The 22,787-nt window shown below is 59.7% G+C and carries 19 protein-coding genes and 1 tRNA gene; 14 read left to right on the top strand and 6 right to left on the bottom strand.

What is annotated here, in order from left to right; all coding sequences use genetic code 11:
* The first annotated feature begins 157 nt into the window (after nucleotides 1-157).
* The 7 genes from DCC27_RS04805 to der are packed head-to-tail and all read left to right on the top strand — an operon-like array spanning nucleotide 158 to nucleotide 6,815.
* Nucleotides 158-1,018, top strand: a complete 861-nt coding sequence (locus tag DCC27_RS04805; RefSeq protein ID WP_110099358.1) for a ParA family protein — start codon at nucleotides 158-160, stop codon at nucleotides 1,016-1,018.
* Nucleotides 1,015-1,887, top strand: coding sequence for a ScpA family protein (locus DCC27_RS04800; RefSeq protein ID WP_168186073.1), 873 nt, complete (start codon nucleotides 1,015-1,017; stop codon nucleotides 1,885-1,887). Before DCC27_RS04805 ends, DCC27_RS04800 begins: the two co-directional genes overlap by 4 nt.
* Nucleotides 1,880-2,461 carry an SMC-Scp complex subunit ScpB gene (scpB, locus tag DCC27_RS04795; protein ID WP_233487846.1) on the top strand — a complete coding sequence of 194 codons (582 nt, stop codon included), beginning with the start codon at nucleotides 1,880-1,882 and terminating at the stop codon, nucleotides 2,459-2,461. Before DCC27_RS04800 ends, scpB begins: the two co-directional genes overlap by 8 nt.
* A 6-nt stretch (nucleotides 2,462-2,467) precedes the next feature.
* On the top strand, nucleotides 2,468-3,385 hold the full coding sequence (locus DCC27_RS04790) for a pseudouridine synthase (protein ID WP_110099302.1): 918 nt from the start codon (nucleotides 2,468-2,470) through the stop codon (nucleotides 3,383-3,385).
* Between the two features lie 44 nt (nucleotides 3,386-3,429).
* Nucleotides 3,430-4,560: a prephenate dehydrogenase gene (locus tag DCC27_RS04785; protein WP_110100588.1), complete on the top strand. Its 1,131-nt coding sequence runs from the start codon at nucleotides 3,430-3,432 to the stop codon at nucleotides 4,558-4,560.
* A 3-nt stretch (nucleotides 4,561-4,563) separates the two neighbouring features.
* Nucleotides 4,564-5,289, top strand: coding sequence for a (d)CMP kinase (gene cmk, locus DCC27_RS04780; RefSeq protein WP_110099303.1), 726 nt, complete (start codon nucleotides 4,564-4,566; stop codon nucleotides 5,287-5,289).
* Nucleotides 5,286-6,815, top strand: a complete 1,530-nt coding sequence (gene der, locus DCC27_RS04775; RefSeq protein WP_110099304.1) for a ribosome biogenesis GTPase Der — start codon at nucleotides 5,286-5,288, stop codon at nucleotides 6,813-6,815. Before cmk ends, der begins: the two co-directional genes overlap by 4 nt.
* 25 nt (nucleotides 6,816-6,840) lie before the next feature.
* On the opposite strand, the gene DCC27_RS04770 is transcribed toward der, so the two are convergent.
* The gene (locus DCC27_RS04770; protein ID WP_110100431.1) at nucleotides 6,841-7,374 is read right to left on the bottom strand and encodes an adenine phosphoribosyltransferase; all 534 of its coding nucleotides are present in this window, start codon (nucleotides 7,372-7,374) and stop codon (nucleotides 6,841-6,843) included.
* Nucleotides 7,375-7,498: 124 nt separating this feature from the next.
* On the opposite strand from DCC27_RS04770, the gene DCC27_RS04765 reads away from it, so the two are divergent.
* The 4 genes from DCC27_RS04765 to DCC27_RS04750 all read left to right on the top strand — a co-directional run bounded on the left by DCC27_RS04765 (nucleotide 7,499) and on the right by DCC27_RS04750 (nucleotide 9,980).
* Nucleotides 7,499-7,572, top strand: a tRNA-Pro gene (locus tag DCC27_RS04765).
* Between the two features lie 212 nt (nucleotides 7,573-7,784).
* On the top strand, nucleotides 7,785-8,234 hold the full coding sequence (locus tag DCC27_RS04760) for an FHA domain-containing protein (protein ID WP_110100432.1): 450 nt from the start codon (nucleotides 7,785-7,787) through the stop codon (nucleotides 8,232-8,234).
* A 121-nt stretch (nucleotides 8,235-8,355) separates the two neighbouring features.
* On the top strand, nucleotides 8,356-9,108 hold the full coding sequence (locus DCC27_RS04755; RefSeq protein WP_233487848.1) for a MerR family transcriptional regulator: 753 nt from the start codon (nucleotides 8,356-8,358) through the stop codon (nucleotides 9,106-9,108).
* Between the two features lie 272 nt (nucleotides 9,109-9,380).
* Nucleotides 9,381-9,980 carry a MerR family transcriptional regulator gene (locus DCC27_RS04750; protein ID WP_233242807.1) on the top strand — a complete coding sequence of 200 codons (600 nt, stop codon included), beginning with the start codon at nucleotides 9,381-9,383 and terminating at the stop codon, nucleotides 9,978-9,980.
* A gap of 166 nt (nucleotides 9,981-10,146) precedes the next feature.
* On the opposite strand, the gene DCC27_RS04745 is transcribed toward DCC27_RS04750, so the two are convergent.
* Entirely contained in the window at nucleotides 10,147-10,980 is an 834-nt protein-coding gene (locus tag DCC27_RS04745; RefSeq protein ID WP_110100433.1) for a ParA family protein, read from the bottom strand.
* A gap of 291 nt (nucleotides 10,981-11,271) precedes the next feature.
* On the opposite strand from DCC27_RS04745, the gene DCC27_RS04740 reads away from it, so the two are divergent.
* Both DCC27_RS04740 and DCC27_RS04735 read left to right on the top strand, forming a co-directional pair.
* Nucleotides 11,272-14,787, top strand: a complete 3,516-nt coding sequence (locus tag DCC27_RS04740; protein WP_110110335.1) for a pyruvate carboxylase — start codon at nucleotides 11,272-11,274, stop codon at nucleotides 14,785-14,787.
* 177 nt (nucleotides 14,788-14,964) lie between these two features.
* The gene (locus DCC27_RS04735; protein ID WP_110100435.1) at nucleotides 14,965-16,416 is read left to right on the top strand and encodes a mycothione reductase; all 1,452 of its coding nucleotides are present in this window, start codon (nucleotides 14,965-14,967) and stop codon (nucleotides 16,414-16,416) included.
* 7 nt (nucleotides 16,417-16,423) lie between these two features.
* Here DCC27_RS04735 and DCC27_RS04730 read toward each other — a convergent pair whose 3' ends face one another.
* The 3 genes from DCC27_RS04730 to DCC27_RS04720 all read right to left on the bottom strand — a co-directional run bounded on the left by DCC27_RS04730 (nucleotide 16,424) and on the right by DCC27_RS04720 (nucleotide 19,722).
* On the bottom strand, nucleotides 16,424-18,244 hold the full coding sequence (locus DCC27_RS04730; protein WP_110099311.1) for a long-chain fatty acid--CoA ligase: 1,821 nt from the start codon (nucleotides 18,242-18,244) through the stop codon (nucleotides 16,424-16,426).
* 160 nt (nucleotides 18,245-18,404) lie between these two features.
* On the bottom strand, nucleotides 18,405-18,860 hold the full coding sequence (locus tag DCC27_RS04725) for a hypothetical protein (protein WP_110100436.1): 456 nt from the start codon (nucleotides 18,858-18,860) through the stop codon (nucleotides 18,405-18,407).
* Nucleotides 18,853-19,722: a carboxylesterase gene (locus DCC27_RS04720; protein ID WP_158524702.1), complete on the bottom strand. Its 870-nt coding sequence runs from the start codon at nucleotides 19,720-19,722 to the stop codon at nucleotides 18,853-18,855. Before DCC27_RS04720 ends, DCC27_RS04725 begins: the two co-directional genes overlap by 8 nt.
* A gap of 93 nt (nucleotides 19,723-19,815) precedes the next feature.
* On the opposite strand from DCC27_RS04720, the gene DCC27_RS04715 reads away from it, so the two are divergent.
* Nucleotides 19,816-21,225 (top strand): class II 3-deoxy-7-phosphoheptulonate synthase, encoded by a 1,410-nt coding sequence (locus tag DCC27_RS04715; RefSeq protein WP_110099314.1) that lies wholly within the window; start codon nucleotides 19,816-19,818, stop codon nucleotides 21,223-21,225.
* Nucleotides 21,226-21,236: 11 nt separating this feature from the next.
* Here the strand turns inward: DCC27_RS04715 and DCC27_RS04710 are convergent, their stop codons facing one another.
* Entirely contained in the window at nucleotides 21,237-22,760 is a 1,524-nt protein-coding gene (locus tag DCC27_RS04710) for a protein kinase (RefSeq protein ID WP_233487850.1), read from the bottom strand.
* Nucleotides 22,761-22,787: the final 27 nt, after the last annotated feature.

Raw genomic sequence — 22,787 nt, 5'->3', positions numbered from 1 at the left:
GCCGAGAAAGAGAGTGAACAACGGCTAAACTGCGACTTTCCCATTAGGGTAGTGTTAGAAGAATTTTCGAGGGTCACTAACCCCGGGGAGATCATACACCAGAAGTTTTGCAGGAGCTGTCTAGACCGTGAACGACCAACAGCAACCGTTACCCGTCATGATGGTCACCGGAGAACCGGTGATGGGGCCCACCGGCCGCCCTAAACACGACTTCCCCAACCCCCCGGCACTCGAAACCCACGGTCCGGCACGTATCATTGCGATGGTCAACCAAAAAGGTGGGGTCGGCAAAACTACCTCGTCGATCAACCTTGGAGCAGCGTTGGCTGAATACGGGCGAAAGGTGCTGATGGTCGACTTTGACCCGCAAGGTGCGCTTTCGGCAGGCTTCGGGACCAATCCCCACGAGATGGATCTGACCGTGTACAACGTGATGATGGAGCGAGACATCACTGCTCGCGATGCCATCATCCCCACCCGACACGAGAATATTGACCTCTTGCCGGCCAATATTGACTTGTCGGCTGCTGAAGTGCAACTGGTCAACGAGGTGGCTCGTGAACAAGTGCTCGAACGGGCACTGCGCCAGGTACGCGATGACTACGATGTGATCATCATTGACTGTCAGCCCTCGCTCGGATTGCTGACCGTCAACGCGCTGGCCGCCTCCCACGGTGTCATCATCCCGTTGACCGCAGAATTCTTCGCACTGCGCGCGGTGGCTCTGCTGGTAGAAACGATTGAGAAGGTTCAAGACCGCATCAACCCCGACCTCGAAATCGACGGTGTGTTGGCCACCATGTTCGATGCGCGTACTCTGCACTCCAAAGAAGTAGTCGGTCGACTCGTTGAAGCCTTTGACGATAAGGTTTTCGAAACCGTCATCTCCCGGACGATTAAATTTGCCGACGCCACGGTGGCAGCAGAACCGATCACCACTTTCGCCCACAACCACCCGGGTGCTCAGGCCTATCGGCAACTGGCCCGGGAGCTGATCTGTCGTGGTGGTGCACCGTGAGCCTCGCCGAACTCTCCGGCGATGCCCTCACCACTACAGCGCACCCCGAAGACTTCGAGGAGACCGACCATGGCGGTTTTCAGCTTCGCCTGAAAAATTTTGAGGGACCCTTTGATCTGTTGTTGTCACTGATCGCCCGCAAACGCCTGGAGGTGACCGAAGTCGCCCTGGCGGAGGTCACCGACGAGTTCCTGGCCTATGTGCGCACCATTGAGTCCACGGTTGATGCACTGGATGAAACCAGCTCGTTCATGGTGGTGGCAGCGACCCTGTTAGATCTCAAAACCGCCCGGCTATTGCCGGCTGGGATCTCGGATCCAGACGAAGAACTGGCGCTACTGGAAGAACGAGATCTGTTGTTTGCCCGTCTGTTGCAGTACAAAGCCTTCAAACAGACTGCTGCGCTGATGACCCAGCGCATGGCCGAAAATGCCAGCGCGGTGCCACGACGGCCCGGTCCTGAACCGGCCCACAGCCACTTTCTCCCACCACTGGTGCTCAACACCACCGTCGAAGAATTCGCGCAACTGGCGCAGCAAGTCTTTTCCCGAACTCCCGTCGAGGATGGCCCTGACCAGGTCGGTACCGATCACTTGCACTCACCGGTGGTCTCCGTCTGGGAACAAGTCAGTATCCTCTCCTCCCGGTTAGCCCAGGCTGGACGGATGAGTTTTACCGAGCTGGTCGCCGATGCCGACAACACCATGACCGTGGTGGCACGGTTCCTGGGTCTCTTGGAGCTCTACCGGGACCGGCTGATCTTCTTGGAACAAGACCATCCGCTAGATGACATCCAGGTGCAATGGCACCCCGAACGTGATGCCCGGCTCCGCCCCGAGCCGTCTGTCACGGAGGGGGAGCATGACTGAGTCTCTGGCCGAGCTACGGGCCAGCCTCGAAGCGGTGCTGATGGTCATCGAAGAGCCGGTGACTATCGATCAGCTGGTCCAAGCCACCGAAGCCACCCCAACGGAGGTACTCCAGGCCCTCGAACGGTTACGCGCCGACTACGACGGTGAAGCTACCGGACCCCGGCGGGGGTTCGAACTGCGCGATGTCGCTGGAGGCTGGCGGATCTACTCTCGTGGTGAGTATGAGCAGACTGTGGAACGATTCATGGTCAGAGGTGCCACCGCTAAACTGTCACCTGCTGCCTCCGAGGCCCTGGCAGTGATAGCCTATTTGCAACCGACTACGCGTTCACGAGTTGCCCAAATTCGGGGCGTGAACTCCGACTCGGTGATTCGGAGCCTGCAAACCCGAGGCTTGATCCAAGATTCGGGTCAAGACCCGCTCACCCAGGCTGTGTTGTACACAACCACCGGATATTTCTTAGAATTACTAGGTCTCGATTCTGTCGCAGACCTGCCGAAACTTTCTCCCTTACTTCCTGGGTTGGCTGATCTTACCGATCTGGACATTCCCAACGACACCGAAGGATAACTCTGTATGGCAACCCGCAAGCCGCGAGGCTCCGGACATTCCTCGTCCCGTCGTACCCCGAAAGCAGGGCAGAAAGGCGGGCCCTTCTCCGGAGCAGACTACGACCGCACCCTTGGCCCGGTGAAATCCGTCCAAAAGTCCCAGCGCTCCGCGTCGGCTTCCGCCCGACGCGGTTCAGCGCGCGCTCAGCACACCCCGGATGGACAACGCCTGCAGAAAGTCATGGCCGCGGCCGGTGTAGCCTCCCGCCGCGTCTGTGAGGACCTGATCACCGAAGGCCGGGTGGAAGTCAACGGCGTGCTCGTCACCGAGCTGGGCACCCGCGTGGATCCGACAACCGCCGAGATCGTCGTCGACGGAATCCGCGTCCACACCAACCCCGAAACCGTCTATTATGCGTTCAATAAACCCCGTGGCGTGATTTCTACCATGCACGATCCCGAGGGTCGACGCTGTGTGGCTGACTACGTCGAAACCACCGATCAGCGCCTGTTCCACATTGGCCGGCTAGATAATGAGACCGAAGGCCTGTTGCTACTGACCAACGATGGAGAACTGGCCAACCGGATGTCGCATCCCTCCTACGAGATTGCCAAAACCTACCTGGTACAGGTTCGCGGGCCGTTGGCTAAAGGGGTGGGCGCCCAACTGCGCGCCGGCGTTGAGGTCGAAGAGGACGGCATAGTCTCGGTGGACTCCTTCCGGGTGGTGGATTCGACTCCCGGACATGTGCTGTGTGAAATCACCTTGCACTCGGGACAAAACCGAATTGTGCGCCGGATGATGAAAGCCGTCGGCTATCCCGTGGAACGCTTGGTCCGGGTCGCGCACGGCCCCATTGTGCTTGGTGACCAGCGTCAAGGCACCCTCCGGGTGCTTAACCAGCAAGAAATCGGGCACCTGATGGCCGAGGTGGGACTGTGAGCCAGCCACGTTTTTCCCGCACTCAGCGGGTCGATACCCAAGCGCTGGCCGAGGCAACCGAAGAAGTCTCCCAGCGGCATGCCATTGCCGAACCCGTGTTGATTCGTGGCACCGGACTGCTCGGGACCAGCATCGGTCTGGGCCTGCGCGCCGCCGGAGTCGAGGTGCTCTTGTCCGACCCATCGCCCTCCGCCCTGGCAGTGGCCGCCGATATTGGCGCGGGAGCGGTCTGTGACCCCGCGCAAGCTCAGCCGGGTACCGTGGTGATCGCAGCACCCCCGGACGTCACCGGCCAGACAGTGGTTGACTCACTCCAGCACTACCCGCATGCGGTGGTCCTTGACATCGCCTCGGTGAAAGTCGCCATCGCCGATCAGGTGCATCAAGCAGTCCAGACCGGTGTGATCGCGGGTCAGGACGCCACCCGGTATATTGGTACCCACCCGATGGCCGGACGCGAAAAATCTGGTCCGGTCGCTGCCCGTGGCCAACTATTCACTGCTGCCCCCTGGGTGGTATGCGCCCGGCCAGACACCGCTGCTACCGCCCTGGCCGTTGCCGAAGATCTCGCTCGGGTGCTAGGTGCGACCGTCTACCGCCTCGACCCGGTTGATCACGACCGTGCGGTGGCCCTGGTCTCACACATGCCCCAGATCACCGCGAGTCTGCTGGCCAGCCGGTTGCAGAATATTCCGTCTCAGGCGCTGGAACTGGCTGGCAACGGGTTGCGCGATACGGTCAGAATTGCTGGGAGTGACCCCAGGCTGTGGGTCCAGATTCTGGCAGCTAACTCCACCGAAATCCTGCCACACCTCTACGGGATGAAAGCTGATCTCGACCGCCTGATTTCCACCCTGGAGGACCCCACCGCTCTCGGGGCGCGCCTGGACGTGGCCCAGCTGATCGATGAAGGCAACCGTGGACAGGCCAGAATTCCGGGTAAACACGGCAACCCTGCGCAATCCTTTGCGGTTATCACCGTGCTGGTGGACGACTCGCCCGGCCAGATCCTCGCGGCCTTGCAGGATGTCGCCGAGGTCGGTACCAACGTCGAGGATTTGCGCATGGACCACTCCGCTGGGTACCAGGTCGGAATGTTAGAGATTTCGGTGTTGCCGGGCCAAAAGGATCTCCTGGTGCAGGAGTTGACCTCTCGAGGATGGAAGGTGCTCTAGCTGATGACTTCACCCCGTGCTGACCACACCGCTCAGGCGCCGTTGGTTATTGCCATCGACGGGCCGTCAGGGTCGGGCAAATCCACCGTGGCGAAAGCTCTCGCACGACATTTCCAGGCTCGCTACCTGGACACCGGGGCGATGTATCGCACCGCCGCGCTGTGGTGCCACCACCAGGGAGTGGACCTGGCTACTGCGCCCAGCCCGGAGCGGACCGAACGAATCATCGAGCTGGTCCAAACCATCCCGGTGCACCAGGACCTCGACCCTGATGCCCAACTCATCCTGCTGGATGGCTCCGATGTCACCGAGGCCATCCGGGACCCAAACGTCTCGTCGATGGTCTCGGCGGTGTCCACCATTCCCCAGGTACGCGAGATTCTGATTGCCCGGCAACGTCAGCTCATCGCTGGTAGCCCGCGCATTGTGGCTGAAGGTCGAGATATCACCACCGTGGTCGCCCCGCAGGCTGATGCGCGACTGTTGTTGACCGCCTCCGAGACCTCTCGGATGGCCCGACGGGGACTGCAACAACAGCAAGAATCAACCCAAGCATTAAGCGCCGAAATTACCGAGCGGGACCAACGAGACCTCTCGGTGGTGGATTTCATGACACCGGCCGACGGGGTGGCCCTGGTGGATTCCACCGAGCTGGATCTGGACGAGACGATTGCCAGTGCACTGCAGGCAGTGCAGACTCAATTGGCGGAGAGGACATACCGATCATGACCGAGCGTGACGACCACGACGACACTGAGTTCACCCCCTCGGGTCCCGACACCGTCGACGAGTCCTTTGCGGCGCTGACCGATGAGGACTACCGCAACCGTGAAGCTGCGTATCGGGCTGGACTGGAACAGTATGACCTCGATGACGAGGACACCGCCCTGTTAGCAGCTGGCGAGGATGAGGATCCGCTCCGATTCCAACCGAACCATGTTCCTCCCGTGTTGGCCGTGGTCGGTCGCCCCAACGTGGGTAAATCCACCCTGGTCAACCGCATCATCGGCCGTCGGGAAGCCGTCGTGGAAGATGTTCCCGGTGTCACCCGCGACCGGGTGCAGTATCAGGCCGAATGGAACGGCGTGGACTTTACCCTGGTTGACACTGGTGGCTGGGAGTACGGGGTCAAAGGTATGGCCGCTCGCGTTGCTGAACAAGCCGAACGCGCGGTGGAACGCGCCGATGCGGTGATGTTCGTCGTCGATGCCACCGTGGGGATCACCGCCACCGACGAAGCAGTGGTCACCATGTTGCGTAAATCCGGCAAGCCGGTGATCCTGGCGGCCAATAAGGTCGATGGGATGAACCAGGAAGCTGACGCGGCGATGCTGTGGGGCCTGGGCTTCGGCTACCCGTTCCCGGTCTCGGGCATCCATGGTCGAGGCACCGGTGACCTGCTCGATGCGGTGGTGGCCACCCTGCCGGAAGAATCCGCCTACGGTCAGGCTCCAGATCTCACCGGGCCGCGCCGAGTGGCGCTGGTGGGGCGACCCAACGTGGGTAAATCCTCGTTGCTGAACACGCTGGCCAATGCTGAACGTGTGGTCGTCGACAATACCGCGGGAACAACCCGCGACCCGGTCGATGAGCTGATCACCCTGGATGGTCGCACCTGGAAATTCGTTGACACCGCCGGCATCCGGCGACGGCAACACATGGCTTCTGGGTCCGACTACTACGCCTCACTGCGCACCAAATCTGCCCTGGACCGCGCTGAGGTAGCCGTGGTGCTGATGGAAGCCCCCGAAGTGGTCTCCGAACAAGACGTGCGGATTATCCAGATGGTGTTGGAGTCCGGGCGAGCCATGGTGTTGGCCTTCAATAAATGGGACCTGATGGATGAGGAGCGCCGGGATGATCTGGAACGCGAAATCGATCTGGACCTCAGCCACGTGTCCTGGGCGCCACGCATCAATATTTCCGCCAAAACCGGCTGGCACAACAACCGGCTGGTGCCGGCCCTTGATACTGCGCTGACGTCCTGGGATCAGCGCATCCCCACCGGTCAGCTCAACTCCTTTATTGGGGAACTGGTCGCGGCCCATCCGCACCCGGTGCGTGGGGGCAAACAGCCTCGCATCCTGTTTGCCACCCAGGCCTCAGCCCGGCCTCCAAAATTTGTGTTGTTCACCACCGGGTTCTTGGACCCCGGGTACCGTCGGTTCATTCAGCGTCGGCTTCGGGAGACGTTTGACTTTACCGGGACGCCGATTGAGATCACCATGCGGATCCGCGAAAAGCGCAAGCGTTAACACACACGCCACACAGTGGCCAGGATTAGAGCCTAAACAGGGCCTTGGCATCGGGGATAATCTCGCGACCGCCGAGACCTGCCAGTTCTAGCAACACCGTGATACCGACCAGTTCGGCACCGCGGGCCTGGATCAGATCCATTCCGGCCCGCAACGACCCGCCGGTAGCTAAAATATCGTCAACGAGCAACACCTTCATCCCCGGGGCCAGGTCGGCCGAAACCTCCATGGTTTCCGTGCCGTATTCCAAGTTGTAGTTCACTGAGGCAACCGGCTGGGGGAGCTTGCCCTTTTTGCGCAACGGGATGAAGCCACGGTTGGCCTCGACCGCTAAGGCACCAGCCAAGATAAACCCCCGAGCCTCGATTCCGGCGACGACATCGAACTCACCAGCATATGGTTCGATCAAGGCTGCCATGCAAGAGGTGAAGGCCCGCCGGTCGGCCAAGAGTGGAGTAATATCGCGGAATGTCACCCCCGGTTCTGGATAGTCCGGTACCGAACGAATCAAGGACAGCGCACGATCAAGTTCTGCGGTGGAAACCGGGGAGTGTTGCATGGTCTCCAGTCTACGGTGTTCGCACCACGTCCGTGCCGGTCATCTCCGCGTCGACCTCCCGTTTCGTCATTCCGGGTTAACCTGGTGTAGTATATTCCAGGTGCTCTTCGGAGACCACACGATTCGGGCTGTGGCGCAGCTTGGTAGCGCACATCACTGGGGGTGATGGGGTCGCAGGTTCAAATCCTGTCAGCCCGACCGAATAGATCAGCAACAAGCCCAGCTCAGGCACGATGTCTGAGCTGGGCTTTTCTGATGTGCTGTTGCCGGCGGTGTAACCGGTTCTCGTTGACAAAATATCGTCAAAATTTCTCAGTGCATCACGGCTGTGAAACCGATAGAATAGGGACTTCAGAGGTCACACGCGATCACATCGTGTGCGTCACGTTGAGGAAGGACATGCGAGCGGTATGGCACATGAGGGTGCGGTCCCTGGAGGAGAGCCCCAGGACGAATCAATCGAGACGACCACGGTCGGTTTGCCTCGATTTGAGCCAATCAGTGAACGCTCTCTGAACGCAGAAGATCGGGCAGCAATTAATGCTCTGCCCGTCGGCTCGGCTCTTTTGGTCGCCCACGAAGGTCCACACCAAGGGTCCAGATTCCTGCTCGACCGTGATGAAGTCGTCGCCGGACGGCACCCCAAGGCTGACATCTTCCTCGATGACGTCACTGTCTCCCGCCAGCACGCGAAGTTCCAGCGCGTCGAAGACGGTTTCGTCCTTTACGACACCGGATCGCTTAACGGCACCTATGTCAACCAAGACCGCGTTGATTCAGTCAAGCTTCGGTCCGGTATGGAAGTTCAAATCGGCAAATTCCGGTTGACCTACTACGAAGGTATTCAACCGGTTCAGTAGCGCCACCTCGGCTAGCGTAGCTCGAGGGTGACTCCCGTGATGTGCTAGAGCGATCGGCTCGCTGTGCGGGAACCGAGTGGTGATCTGTTGTACCCGTGACTGACGTTCTGAAGGTCGTGTTGTGAATCCCGTTTCTGCTCTGAATTCCTATCCCTCCGGTTCCTCGCGTGGAGTGGCAGGACTGCTGACCATCGGCGAGGTTCTGGCTGAAATCAATGATGAGTTCCCCGAGGTGCGGGCCTCAAAAATTCGGTTCTTGGAAGAAAAGGGACTCATCACCCCACGACGGACACCGGCAGGATATCGCAAATACTCCCATACCGATATCGAGCGGTTGCGGTTCATTCTCTCGGTCCAACGTGACCAGTACCTTCCCCTGCGGGTGATCAAAGATTATCTGGACGCTGTGGATGCTGGACAACACCCTGAATCTTTGCCCGGGGGGCTACGGTTTGAACCTCGTAGCGTCTCCGAACAGCTCGCCCAAGAAATTGCCGGTCATGCCCGCCCCCTAACCCGTTCGGAGCTTATCGGAACCACTGGTGCCGATGAACAACTGATCGCCGGACTTGAAGCCAATAAACTGATCTGGCCCACTGACTCCGGTCGCTACACGGAGCACGCTCTGAAAGTAGTGCGGGCGGCTATGGTTTTGTCCACTCATGGGTTTGAGGCCCGCCACCTCCGCCCGTTCCGGATGATGGCTGATCGAGAATTGGGGCTCATCGAACAAGCCACCGCCGGGCTGAAAAACTCCGCCCAGACTACGGCGGCATCGCAGCGTGAAGAAATTGCCCGCGATATCTCTCAGGCCTGTCTTGAACTACATGCGGCGGTGATCGGTGCAGAAATCGCCGAGGCCACTGACGAATAATGCCACCACTGGTCCCAGGGAAGTGCCGACTGCGAGTCTCCCGCGCTACTGATACTGTTGTGACAAATGTAAACTCGAGCGACACGCTGGAGAAAAATGGGCAGGGTCTTTGACCCGGGACAGCTCACCGCATAGCGTTATCTTAGACGTTCCAGATCACTCACCTCATGAGTTCTGTCGGGTCGAGGGCTACCATAGTCTCAAGGGTAGTTTCAGCCCGTCTACGCGACTCAGAAACTTCCCCACAATGGAGCGCGGAAACAGGAGGAATCGTGTCAGGTATCCATGACGCGGGACAGACAGACGCCGAGCGCCAGGCTCAAGGCGTACTTTTCAGTGATGACGCGCCCTGGCTTGCTGAAGAGATCGGTTATCGGGGCCCCACTGCCTCTAACGCTGCGGGCATCACCTATCGCCAGCTGGACTATTGGGCTCGCACCGGGTTGGTCGTGCCGAGCCTGCGCGGTGCTAAGGGCTCAGGGTCACAGCGCCTCTATTCTTTCCGTGACATCTTGGTCCTCAAGGTGGTTAAGCGTCTGTTGGATACCGGCGTTTCTCTGCAACAGATTCGTAGCGCTGTTGAGCACCTGCGTGAGCGCGGTGTCGAAGACCTCGCTCAAATTACCCTGATGTCTGATGGTGCCTCGGTGTACGAGTGCACCTCCGCAGATGAAGTGATCGACCTGGTGCAGGGCGGACAGGGTGTCTATGGTATTGCTGTCGGACGGGTATGGCGCGAGGTCGAAGGCACGTTGGCCGAGTTGCCAGCAGAATATTTGGTCGAAGACGCCCAGCATCCTCGTGGCGTGCAGTCGTTCCCTGGCGACGAGCTGTCGGCACGCCGGGAAGCCCGCCGTCAGTCGGCCTCTTAAAGCCACTCGTTGCGTGGCTTTCCAGCCCGGGGTGCTGAGAAGCCGAAAGACACACACGATATGCAAACAGCCCGCTTGATTTAGGTGGACTGTTGTTTCCGCGGTCCGGGCGCTACCCGCAGGAAATGACGACGGGCGAGGTTGTCAGCACTCTCGACACCGCGGATTACTGGGCTCGTCGAGAGCGACGGGAGGACTCCTGTTGCTGGGTTATTTCCTGCAGGAGCTGGTCGAACTGTCGGGCCGTTCTCGCTGCGGTCTCACCCGGCCAGAGATGAATCGGCCATGCTGCGCCCTGGATCTGTTGCCAGTTGGAGATTTCGGGAATGCTCAGTGGCAATAAGCGGTCACCGTACATCCGCTCCATTTCGGTAAGCCGGTACTTGTGCTCGGTTGAGGCAGTGCGCACACGATTTGCCAGCACACGAATACTCTTAATAGAGGGGGCAAACTCGCGGCGGAACTGATCCAAAGCTCGCAAGGTACGTTCAGTACCCGCTACGGAAAACAGCGACGGTTCAGCGACCAGGACCACATCGGTGGAAGCAGCCCAGGCAATCCTGGTCACTCCGTTCAATGCCGGCGGGCAGTCGATCAGCACTAGATCATAACCGCGCACCCGATCGAGGGCCACAGCCAGACGGTTCACATCGCGAGAACGAGTCGAGATACGCTCGAATATGGAGGTCGTGGACGACCCACGGACCACATCCAACCGGCTACCGTTGATGGGCGAGGAAGGTTCGGCCTCAGACTCAGTCCAACCGGCCGGTTCGGCATTGGTGTTCAGATCGGCTTTCTTCGGCTTACGCAATAACGTCCCGATATCCTGGGTGTTCAAGCCCTGCTTCATTCCCAACCCGGTGGTGGCATCGGCGTGTGGGTCGAGGTCGATCACCAGCGTCGACATGCCGGCGGTTCGAGCTGCTGACGCCAGCCCGAGGGTGACCGAGGTTTTACCGACTCCACCCTTGAGGCTCGAGATGGAAATGACCTGCACCGTTAGGGATCCTCACGTAGACGTTACGAAACAACACCATAGTCTAGCGTGCTTACCACCATGATGATGAACAGTTTTCACAGCGGGCCATGGACAAAAAGATACGCCACCAGCTGTTATCGCTGGTCATGAACGCCTCATACGAGAGATTGATCAGGCGAGTCGCTAAACTATGGGAGAACCCACCGTCTCGTGCCCTGCCGGGTTTGAGCCGGTGACGAATCAACCACGCTAGCTTGGGTGAGCCGTGGTGCGACCCGGGCGTGGAAACGGCGCAACCTTGGAGGTCTCGTGGCGAGTAAAGACTCAGTCCAGCCGAACCGACCGGCACAGTCCGATCAGCCGACCGGTTTTTCGAAAGTACTGGTGGCTAACCGCGGAGAAATCGCGGTGCGTGCCTTTCGTGCCTGCTATGAGCTGGGGGCAAAGACGGTCGGGGTTTTCCCGTATGAAGACCGCAACTCCATTCACCGGCAGAAAGCCGATGAAGCCTACCTCATTGGTGAAGAGGGACACCCGGTTCGCGCCTATCTGGATGTGGACGAGATCATTCGCGTGGCCCAGCAAGCTGACGCCGAAGCGATCTATCCCGGATATGGTTTCCTCTCCGAGAACCCGGAACTGGCACGCAAGACTGCCGAAGCTGGTTTGACCTTTGTGGGTCCGCCGGCCGATGTTCTGGAAGTCACCGGTAATAAGGTGGCCTCACTCCGGGCTGCCCGTCAGGCTGGTATCCCGACGTTGCAGTCGACTGATCCGACCGATGACGCCGAGGCCTTGATTGCTCAGGCTGACGACATTGGCTACCCGCTGTTCGTCAAGGCAGTTGCTGGCGGTGGCGGTCGGGGGATGCGCCGTGTCGAGCATGCCAAAGATCTTCCTGATGCGCTGTCGGCGGCGATGCGGGAGGCCGACACTGCTTTCGGAGATCCCACCGTGTTCCTTGAGCAGGCCGTGGTGCGTCCTCGTCACATCGAGGTCCAGGTGCTGGCCGATTCCCAGGGCAATGTGGTCCATATTTTTGAACGTGACTGCTCCATGCAACGTCGCCACCAGAAAGTAGTGGAGATGGCGCCGGCCCCGAACCTGGATGACTCCATCCGGCAGGCGCTCTACCGGGACGCGGTGAAATTCGCAAAGTCCATGAACTACGTCAACGCCGGTACCGTGGAATTCCTGGTTGATACCGCCGGTGAGCGTGCCGGCGAGCACTTCTTCATTGAGATGAACCCCCGCATTCAAGTCGAGCACACCGTGACCGAAGAGGTCACCGATATCGATCTGGTGTCCTCGCAGTTACGCATCGCCACCGGTGAGTCCCTGGAGGATCTCGGCATCACCCAGGAGAACCTGCGTTTGCGCGGTGCGGCCATCCAATGCCGTATCACCACCGAAGACCCGGCCAATGACTTTCGCCCGGACACGGGAACCGTGTCGGCTTACCGTTCTGCGGGGGGTTCAGGTATTCGCCTCGACGGTGGCACCATCTACACCGGTGCCGAGATTTCCCCGCACTTTGACTCCATGCTGGTCAAGCTCACCGGTCGCGGTCGCGATTTCGCCGCCGCCCGTCGCCGTGTACGCCGGGCCTTGGCTGAATTCCGAATTCGTGGGGTGGCCACCAATATCCCGTTCTTGCTTAACGTGCTGGATGACCCTCAGTTCATCGCCGGTGATGTTGCCACGGACTTCATTGACCAGCACCCCGAGCTGACCCAGATTAATCGTTCCAAGAACCGTGGTTCCCGGGCCTTACAGTATTTGGCCGATGTTACCGTCAATCAGCCACATGGCCCTCGTGTCGAAGGCATTGACCCTCGCGATAAGTTGCCCAGCTTCCCCGGGGATAAGCGTGAGGAGCCGGAGCGTTCTCCCTTTGACGGTGTCTCCCATAAGGTCGAACCACCTGCTGGCTGGCGGAAGGTCTTGCTACACAAGGGCCCCGAAGGTTTTGCCACAGCCCTGCGTGAGCACCAGGGGCTAGCCGTGACCGACACCACGTTCCGTGATGCCCATCAGTCGCTTTTGGCCACCCGTATCCGTACTCGCGACCTGCTGGCCGCAGCCCCTGCGGTCTCGCACCGTCTGTCGCAACTGTTCTCGGCTGAAATCTGGGGCGGGGCCACCTACGACGTGGCGCTGCGCTTCTTGGCTGAGGACCCCTGGGACCGATTGGCTCGTTTGCGTGAAGCCATGCCGAATATCCCGCTACAGATGCTGTTGCGTGGACGCAATACCGTAGGGTACACGCCGTACCCGCAAGAAGTGACCGAAGCCTTCGTGGCTGAGGCTGCTGAAACCGGGATCGATATTTTTCGGATCTTCGATGCGCTGAATGACGTCGAACAGATCATCCCCGCCATCACCGCGGTCCGGGAGCGCACCAGTGCGGTCGCAGAAGCGGCCCTGTGCTATACGGGTAACCTGCTGGACCCAGATGAGAAGCTGTACACGCTGGACTACTACCTCAATCTGGCCGAACGCATGGTGGACGCCGGTGCACACGTGCTCGGTATTAAAGACATGGCCGGATTGTTGCGTCCGGAGGCCGCCCGCCGGTTGGTCACCGAGCTACGTAGCCGGTTCGATGTACCGGTACACCTGCACACCCACGACACTGCCGGTGGTCAGCTGGCTACCCTGTTGGCTGCCTCCGAAGCTGGAGTGGATGCCGTGGATGTGGCGGTCGCGTCCATGTCGGGTACCACGTCGCAGGTGTCGATGTCGGCATTGGTGGCCGCCACCAATTTCACCGACCGCGAGACCGGTCTGGGTTTGGACGACGTTGCCAGTCTGGAACCCTACTGGGAGACCGTGCGTAGTATCTACGCGCCGTTCGAATCCGGCATCCCGGCATCGACCGGTCGTGTGTACCAGCATGAGATCCCCGGCGGACAACTGTCCAACCTGCGTCAGCAGGCCATTTCGCTAGGTCTAGCCGATCGTTTCGAACAGATCGAGGATATGTATGGTGCCGCCAATAAGATCCTGGGCAACTTAGTGAAGGTCACCCCGTCCTCGAAGGTCGTTGGCGACCTGGCCCTGGCTCTGGTTTCGGCACAGGCCGACCCGGCCGATTTCGAAGAAAACCCGCAGAACTACGACATTCCTTCCTCGGTTATCGACTTCCTCTCCGGTCAGTTGGGCGATCCTCCCGGAGGATGGCCTGAGCCCTTCCGTGCTAAGGCCCTGCAGGGTCGGGAGACTTCCCCGCAACAGGATGAGACGGTCTCGGCCGAGGACTCCGCGGCGCTCAAGCGATCCGGTCGGGAACGTCAAGAAACGCTGAACCGGTTGCTGTTTCCCGGGCCCACCCGCGAGTATGAGGAGCATACTCGTCGTTACGGTGACACCTCTGTATTGCATACCCGCGACTTCCTCTACGGTATGACCAAGGGCATGGAACACGTGATTTCGTTGGGCACCGGTGTGCGTTTGCTGGCCACCCTGCAGTCGATCTCTGAGCCTGACGAAAAGGGTATGCGCACCGTGATGGTTACTCTCAACGGCCAGGCCCGCCAGCTTGAGGTCCGCGACAATTCCGTGGAGTCCACCGTCCGATCGGCCGAAAAGGCAGACCGCGACCAACCCGGACACATCGCTGCCCCGTTCGCCGGTGCGGTGACCGTCCAGGTCGAAGAAGGCGACACCGTTGACGCCGGTGACACTGTGGCCACCATCGAGGCGATGAAGATGGAAGCTGCGATTACCACCCAGGTGGCAGGCACCGTGAAGCGCGTGGTTCTCACCGAGCCCACCCCGGTCGACGGTGGCGATCTGGTCCTGGTCATCGACCCGGAGAACTAGGCCAGCACCGGCCAATCACCGACGAACCATACCAACGGCGCCTGTCGGCCGGTATCCCCGGGTCGGCGGGCGCCGTGATCATCTGTGCGGCTCAGGCTTAACGATGTGAAGCGCACCGAAAGGTGGTGATGTTTCAGCGGCCTCTTCACCCTGACAGGCACCCACTAGGATGGGGGTATGAGCGTTGAACATTACGATTTAGCGATTATCGGGTCTGGTTCTGGAAACTCGGTGATCACCGAGAGCTGGGATGACAAGAAGGTCGCCATGATCGATTCCGGGGTATTTGGTGGGACCTGTCTGAATAAAGGGTGTATCCCCACCAAAATGTATGTCTATCCTTCCACCGTGGCCTCCACCCCAGAACCTGCCGCGGAGGTTAACGTCGATGTCAGTTTCAATGGGGCTGACTGGTCGGGACTGCGAGACAGAGTATTCTCCCGCATTGACGCGATCTCTGACTCAGGGCGTGCCTACCGCGATGAAGAACTCGAACACACGACTCTGATTGCTGAAGAAGTCCATTTCACCGGACCACGCCAGCTCACCAGCGCATCGGGTCGGGTGATCGAAGCCGAACAGATCGTGATTGCCGCCGGGTCGCGTCCGCGGATTCCTGACGTGCCCGGTGTGGATCTGCCACAGGTCCACACCTCCGATACGGTGATGCGTCTCGAACAATTGCCTGAGCACATCCTGATCATTGGTGGGGGATATATCGCCGCCGAATTTGCCGCCATTTTTTCCGGTCTCGGTTCGACCGTGCACCAGGTCAACCGCAGTCCCCGGCTTTTACGTCACCAGGATGAGGAGATCTCGGCGGCCTTTACCCAACGAGCCCAGGAACAATGGCAGCTCACCACCGGGTATACACTCAACGGTATCCGCCAAACTGACGGGGATCAGGTGGTTGCTGATTTTACTGCAGTCAACACCGAAGAGAACTCTGCCGATCAGTCCCAGAGCGCGGATCTCAGTGTGCAAACCGATGTGGTGCTGATCGCCACCGGCCGGGTGCCGAATACCGACCGACTGAACCTGACCGCCGCCGGCATTGATACCAACGAACACCACCGCATTTCCACCGACCCGTATTTACGGGTGCTCTCCAACGGTGAGGTATTGCCCGGGGTCTGGGCGCTGGGCGATATCACCAATGACCACCAGCTCAAGCACGTGGCCAATCACGAACAGCGGGTGGTCAATCACAATATGGACCACCCGGACCAGCTTAAGCCCGCCCGGCTGGACCCGGTTCCGGCCGCAGTGTTCTCCCGGCCCCAAATAGCCAGTGCTGGACTCACCGAGGCACAGGCCCGCGCCCAATACGGCGACGATGATCTCACGATCAAGGTCCAGCAGTACGCCGATGTTGCCTATGGTTGGGCGATGGGAGATGCCTTCGGCTTCGTAAAACTCATTGCCCAACGCAGTACCGGAACCCTGTTAGGTGCCCACCTGATCGGTGAGGACTCCTCAAACCTGATTCAGCCGTTGGTTCAAGCAATGAGCCTCGGCATCGACGCCCACACGATGGCACGCGGCCAGTATTGGATTCACCCGGCTTTGGCGGAAGTTGTCGAAAACGCACTGCTGGGTTTGGAGGTCCCGGATTCCGGGCTGGTCTGACCCCAGCTTAGGAGGTTTTCGGCTTGGGCTTGGCATAGATCTCTTCGATCAGGTCCTCGTAGTCGCGGGTGACGACCTCACGTTTGATCTTCAACGACGGGGTCATCTGTCCGGACTCCACGGTGAAGTCCTCGGTGGTAATGCGGAACTCACGGATTGATTCGGCCCGAGACACGGTGTCATTGGCCTTGTCCACCAGTGTCTGGACGTGGGCAATGATGTCGGGATGCTGGGACATCTCCTTGATTGACATCTCCGGGTCCAGCTTCTGCTGACGCAACCAGTCCGGGGCGGTTTCTTCATCGATGGTAACGAGGGCGGCCACGAAGGGACGCTGATCACCAATCACGATGGCCTGAGAGACCAACACGTCGGAACGTAACACGTCTTCCAGCTGTGAGGGCGAAACGTTCTTACCACCGGCGGTGACAATCAGTTCTTTCTTCCGGCCGGTGATGGACAGGTACCCGTCCTCATCTAGCTCGCCGAGATCACCGGTGGCAAACCAGCCGTCGGTGAAGGTGCTGTCGGCCAGGTCAGGACGGTTGCGGTAGCCACGCATCACGGAGACACCCTTGGCCAGTACTTCACCGTCGTCGGCAATCTTGATGGCGTTACCCGGGATGGGGCGTCCCACACTACCGATGCGCAGTTCCGAGGGCATGCTGACGGTGATCGGAGCAGTGGTCTCGGTGAGTCCGTAGCCTTCTAGAATGGTGACCCCCACACCCCGGAAGAAGTGCCCCAATCGGGCACCGAGCGGGCCACCTCCGGAGACCGCGTGGGTCACTCGACCGCCCATGGCGTCTTTGATCTTGTTGTAGAGAAGTTTATCGAACAGAGCGTGCTTGAGCTTGAGGCCGAGGGGTACCTTGCCATCTTGTAGAGCGGTCGAATAATCCACCGCGGTCTGGGCGCCGGCTTCGAAGATCTTGCCACGGCCGGAGTCATCGGCCTTCATTTTCGCAGCGTTGTAGACCTTCTCAAATACCCGGGGCACGGCCAACAGGAAGTCTGGTTTGAAACTCTGCAAATCTGGGACCAGCTGTTTGATATTGGCGGTGTGTCCCACCCGGGCGCCCCCGGCTACAGCGATTACCGCGATAAAACGGGCGAAGACGTGAGCTAGGGGGATAAATAGCACCGTGGAGTGTCCCGGACGCACCACGTCGCCCAGTTCTGTGGACAGGACTTGCTGGGAGAGTTCGGAGAAGTTGCCGTGCGTGAGTTCACACCCCTTCGGTTTGCCGGTGGTGCCCGAAGTGTAAATTACCGTCGCTAGGTCTTCCAGTGTGGCAATAGTGCGACGCCGTTCCATTTCCTCGGCGTCGGGGCCTTCTTGGCTGTGAGCACGCAGTTCGTCGAGGTTTTCGTCGAAGAGCCAGATGCCCACTAGAGGGTCGAGATTTTCTTGGCGCACTGCTCGCTCGACGACCTGCTGGTGAGTGGGGTTTTCTGCCAGCACAGCTTTAATACCGGAGTCTTCCAGAATCCAGGCCACCTGCGACGGCGATGAGGTTTCGTAAATCGGGACAGTCACCGCTCCGGCGTACCAGATGGCGAAATCGGCCAGCGTCCATTCGTAGCGGGTGGCGGACATGATGCCCACTCGGTCACCAGGTGCAATGCCGATGCCGGCCAGAGCCCGAGCGAGTTCTTTCACCTCGGCCTGGAAGGTCGCAGAGGAAATGTCGGTCCATTCGCCAGGAGAAGTTTGCCGAGCAAAAAGAGCGCGGTTGCGATCCGCTACCACTTGGTGCTCGAGCAAATCGGTGATATTTTCCGTCCGATCAACGGTCCTGGCTGATTCGGTGACGATTTCTTTCATAAAAATCCTCCTGGCGCTGTCCAAAATGTGGCTAGAGAGATGTGTATCAACTCACAATATTAGTCCGTATGGCCAGGATTTACGAAAGACGGGTAACCTCTTAGCACGGAGCGGATTCCGCCTACACTGCAAGTCAGGGAGCCAAAAACAAGCCGGTAACTTAAACCCTGGCCCCACTCCCATAGTCATCATCACTGTCTCGGCGACTATATCGATCTCGCGGTAACAGATAAAATAAACTGACCGCGGCCCCGAACCAGGCGAACCACAGTCCTGTCGTGAACCACCACGATAGCTGCACGCCGGGTAGTACCCAGAGCACGAAAAAGATCAGGGGGATACCGATGACGGTGACCCAGGACAGCACAGCACGGGGAGAACCAGAAAAAATCGGCCGGGGTGTCGCCGGGACGAAATCGTCATCGGGTTCCTCGGCCAGAGTGTAATCCCTTGGTCCGCGGGGCGTTGTTGTGGTGGAGGTTTCGCCGTGTTGGTGAGCTGTCCTGTCGACGGGAGCCGGCGCTGTGGCCTGCGTGTCGCTCCCACCGAGCTCTAAGACGATGTCCCGCCACCGTTGCTCCTCGCTGTGTGGCTCATCAGGTGAACGATCAGGCATCTGCTCTCCCGGCTCTGGTCAGACTGAATTCGTGTAATAGCGTTGCGCGACTGTGTTGGTGTATCAGCGTAGCATCGGCGTCCAGTGTCGCCACGTGACGAGAATGGGGTAGTGGAACGATCTCCAAAAGCTCTGTTGCCATGTGCCGACGCAAGGTCGACAGGGACCGATCTGAGACCAGCTGATCTTCGGTAGAACGGTAGACGGTCACCGGGGTGGAAATCTTTGAGAGCTCGCCACGTATGGTGCGCATCAAACGGGCGAGTTGCTCGACCGCAGCCAGCGGGGTCCGCGGATAGGCATGTTCTGACAGCGGTGTCTCGGTGTCAGAAGACAGCGCGTATGGATCGGCTATATCGTCAGCGATGGATCCAATGTTGGGTACCAGAGGGGCCAGCAACGGCGTGAACCATGCGGCGATGCTGGTCCATCTGTGAAGTTCAAGCGCGGGATTGACCAGAAATACTCGGTCAATTTCAGGCAGATGCGCGGCCGCATCTAGAGCCAGGAGGCCTCCCATGGATAGTCCGCCCACCACTAGCCGGGTGGTGTGTCCGGCATGGCGTTGCTGGCCCTGGCGGTCGAGAACCGCTAAGACGGTGGTTGCCGCTGCGGCACGAATCTCGTCGGCGCTGGTGCGGGCAAGATCTTGCCACTGCGTCCCGTGTCCGGGAAGTAAGGGAGCGACCACGTTGACGCCATGTTCGGCCAAGTCATAAGCCCACGGAGCGATGGAGGCCGGGCCAGACGTAAAACCGTGGAAAATTACCGCCGTCATCGAGACACCGGTGCTCGTTTCGGCCAGCATCCCTGAAGGACGGCCCACCAGGTCCAGGGGCTGTTGCTGCGGGTTACTCGTCACGGTTGTTCTCCTTCTCCCCGGGGTCTTCTCGGGAGGTTTGTCTTTTAGATTCATGCACCTGACAACCGGTCCTCAACTTCGTAGACTCATTCTATGAGTTTTGACGCCACAGCAGGAGTGCAACCGTTCGGAACCACCTTCTCTGAAGGTGCCGCACAGTATCCAGGATTGGACGACTATCAGGCCAAGCCCATCAAACAGGCTCCTGAGTGGTATGACCCCGAGCTCGCACAGCACGTGATTGATGAACTATCCGTGGTGCCTCCGCTCGTTTTCGCCGGCGAGGTTGACGTATTGCGCTCGCGGTTGGCCACCGCCGCAGCCGGAGACGCCTTCGTGCTCCAAGGCGGTGACTGCGCCGAAACCTTTGCCGGAGCCACCGCGAATAAAATTTCCGATCGCGTCAAAACCCTACTGCAGATGGCGGTGGTGCTGACTTACGGCGCGTCCATGCCAGTGGTGAAAATGGGCCGGATGGCAGGCCAGTTCGCTAAGCCCCGTTCCTCGGACACCGAAACCCGTGATGGAGTGACCTTGCCCAGTTTCCGCGGCGAGATCGTCAACGGCTTCGAATTCACCGAAGAAGCCCGCCGCCATGATCCGGAACGGATGCTCAAGGCCTACCACACCTCGGCATCGACCCTGAACCTTATTCGTGCTTTCACCCAGGGAGGTTTTGCCGACCTACGGGCTGTGCACGCCTGGAATAAAGGTTTTATGTCCAACCCGGCCTACGCTCGCTACGACGAACTCGCCGGAGAAATCGACCGTGCCGTGCGGTTCATGGCCGCAGCCGGGGCGGATTTCACGGCGCTACGCACCACCGAATTCTTCGCTGCCCATGAAGCGTTGTTGCTGGATTACGAACGTGCCCTGACCAGGTTGGACTCACGTACTGGTCTGCCCTACGCCACCTCCGGACACTTCCTGTGGGTCGGGGAGCGCACCCGCGACATTGACGGGGCTCACGTGGAGTTCCTGTCCAAGGTGCGCAACCCGATTGGGGTCAAGCTAGGCCCGAACACCACACCTGAGGACGCACTACAGCTACTTGATAAGCTCGACCCAGAGCGCGAGCCGGGACGCATCACCTTCATCTCCCGGATGGGCGCATCCAAGATTCGGGAGAACCTCCCGCCGTTGGTCGAAGCCGTTCGTGACTCGGGAGCCACCCCGCTGTGGGTGACCGACCCGATGCACGGCAACACGGTGACCGCAGCCAATGGATACAAGACCCGTCGCTTTGACGATGTTGTCGATGAGTTGCGGGGCTTCTTCGAAGTCCACCACGCCTTAGGCACCCACCCCGGCGGTATGCACGTGGAAATGACCGGTGACGATGTCGCCGAATGCTTGGGCGGTGCCGGCGCGATTGACGAATCGGCCTTCGCTGATCGATATGAGACCCTGTGTGACCCGCGCCTGAACCATCAGCAGTCGCTGGAATTAGCGTTTTTAGTTTCCGAGGCTCTGTCCCACCCGCGAAACGACGCACGCCACTAAGTCACCATCAATCAGTTATCGCCCTCGGAAACCGTCGAGAACTTGCACCAGGTTTCCGGGGGTATGCTGTCCATCTCGGCCCGTACGGGAACCTCGGCCTGTGCTGAAAGGGCAGGAATACCAAGATTAGTGCTGAGGAATAAATGTCCGGCCAGCATCCAGCCGACGAGTAAAGCAACGGCTGCGAGCATCACGATCACAATGCTGATCATCAGCCCGCGCAGTGGTTCGGGCTGAGACAGTCGGTGTGTGGGTGTCAGTGCCCGTCCTTTGAGCCGGGGTTGCCGTGGCGTGGCCATGGAGGACGATTGGGGTGCGGAAGCCGAGGGGGTCGTCTCTGGCGGTCGAGGAGTGGCTTGGGCGTAAATAGTGGTGCGGTCTGCTGGAGGCATTACCTCCGGAGAATCAGCAACCCACCGTTGCGTGGTGGCACTTGGATGCTGTGGTTGCTGTGTTGCATCGTCGTCGTGTGCTGAAACCGGTGCTGAGGTTACCGGAACCGTTGCGTCGGTTTCGGGGGCCACCACAGCGGTAGCGTCATCCTCCGGGCTCATCCTGGTGGGATGAGCTGGTGTCGGTTGCTGTTGTGAAGGCGGGCTTGTCGGTGGGGTGGGCAGGACAATTCCAGCCGAGTCTTGCACCACCTGTCGGGGACTCAACGCGGGATGACCCAGAGCGTCTAGCGACTGTTGGGCGGCATCGAGCATGGTGAGCATTTCTAGGGCATCGTGGGGTCGGTCTTCCGGGGTTGGCTCCGTACATGCCAACACGAAGTCGACGAGCAATTCGGGTAACTCCGGGACCAGATTGGCGGGCGATGGCACTCGCGCATTGACGTGCTGGAACGCTACCTGTACGGCGGTATCGCCGACGAAAGGCTGACGCCCGGTCAGTAGCTCGTAGGCAACGATACCGGTGGCATAAACATCGGAACGCTGGTCGGCTTTCTTCCCCGAAACTAGTTCGGGCGAAATATAGGCCACCGTACCCATCAACGTGGCCCCGGTGCCGGTGTGTTGTGTGGCGGCGCGCGCCAGGCCAAAGTCTGCCACCTTGATGCGACCATCTTCAGGACACACCAAAACGTTCTCTGGCTTAATATCGCGGTGAATCAGTCCCGCTTGATGCGCAGCGGCAATACCGCGGACCATCGCGGTGAGGTATGTCATCGCGGTATCCGGTTTCAGCGCGCCCTGACGGGTCGCTACGGTACGCAGGGTAAAACCACTGACATACTCCATGGCCAAGTAGACCACAGTTCCTGTGGGAGTGTGCCCCTCGCCTTGGTCATAGACGTTGACGACGTTGGGGTGGGAAAGTTTCGCAGCTGTCTTGGCTTCTTGTTCGAATCGAGCCACTAACGCACGGTCTTCGGCTAGGTGCGGATACAGGACTTTCAGCGCAACTTCGCGATCGAGGCGGGTGTCGAGGGCCCGGTAGACCGTCGACATCCCGCCACGAGCTAGTCGATCGAGAATCCGGTACCGGTCGTCGACCAGTACCCCGATCAGAGTGTCTTGAGCTGAGGACGTCACCCCACCAGGATAATGGCTGAGTCTTAA

It is taken from the genome of Auritidibacter sp. NML130574, from assembly GCF_003185725.2.
Lineage (GTDB): Bacteria > Actinomycetota > Actinomycetes > Actinomycetales > Micrococcaceae > Auritidibacter > Auritidibacter ignavus.
This window is presented reverse-complemented; position numbering and strand designations above follow the sequence as displayed.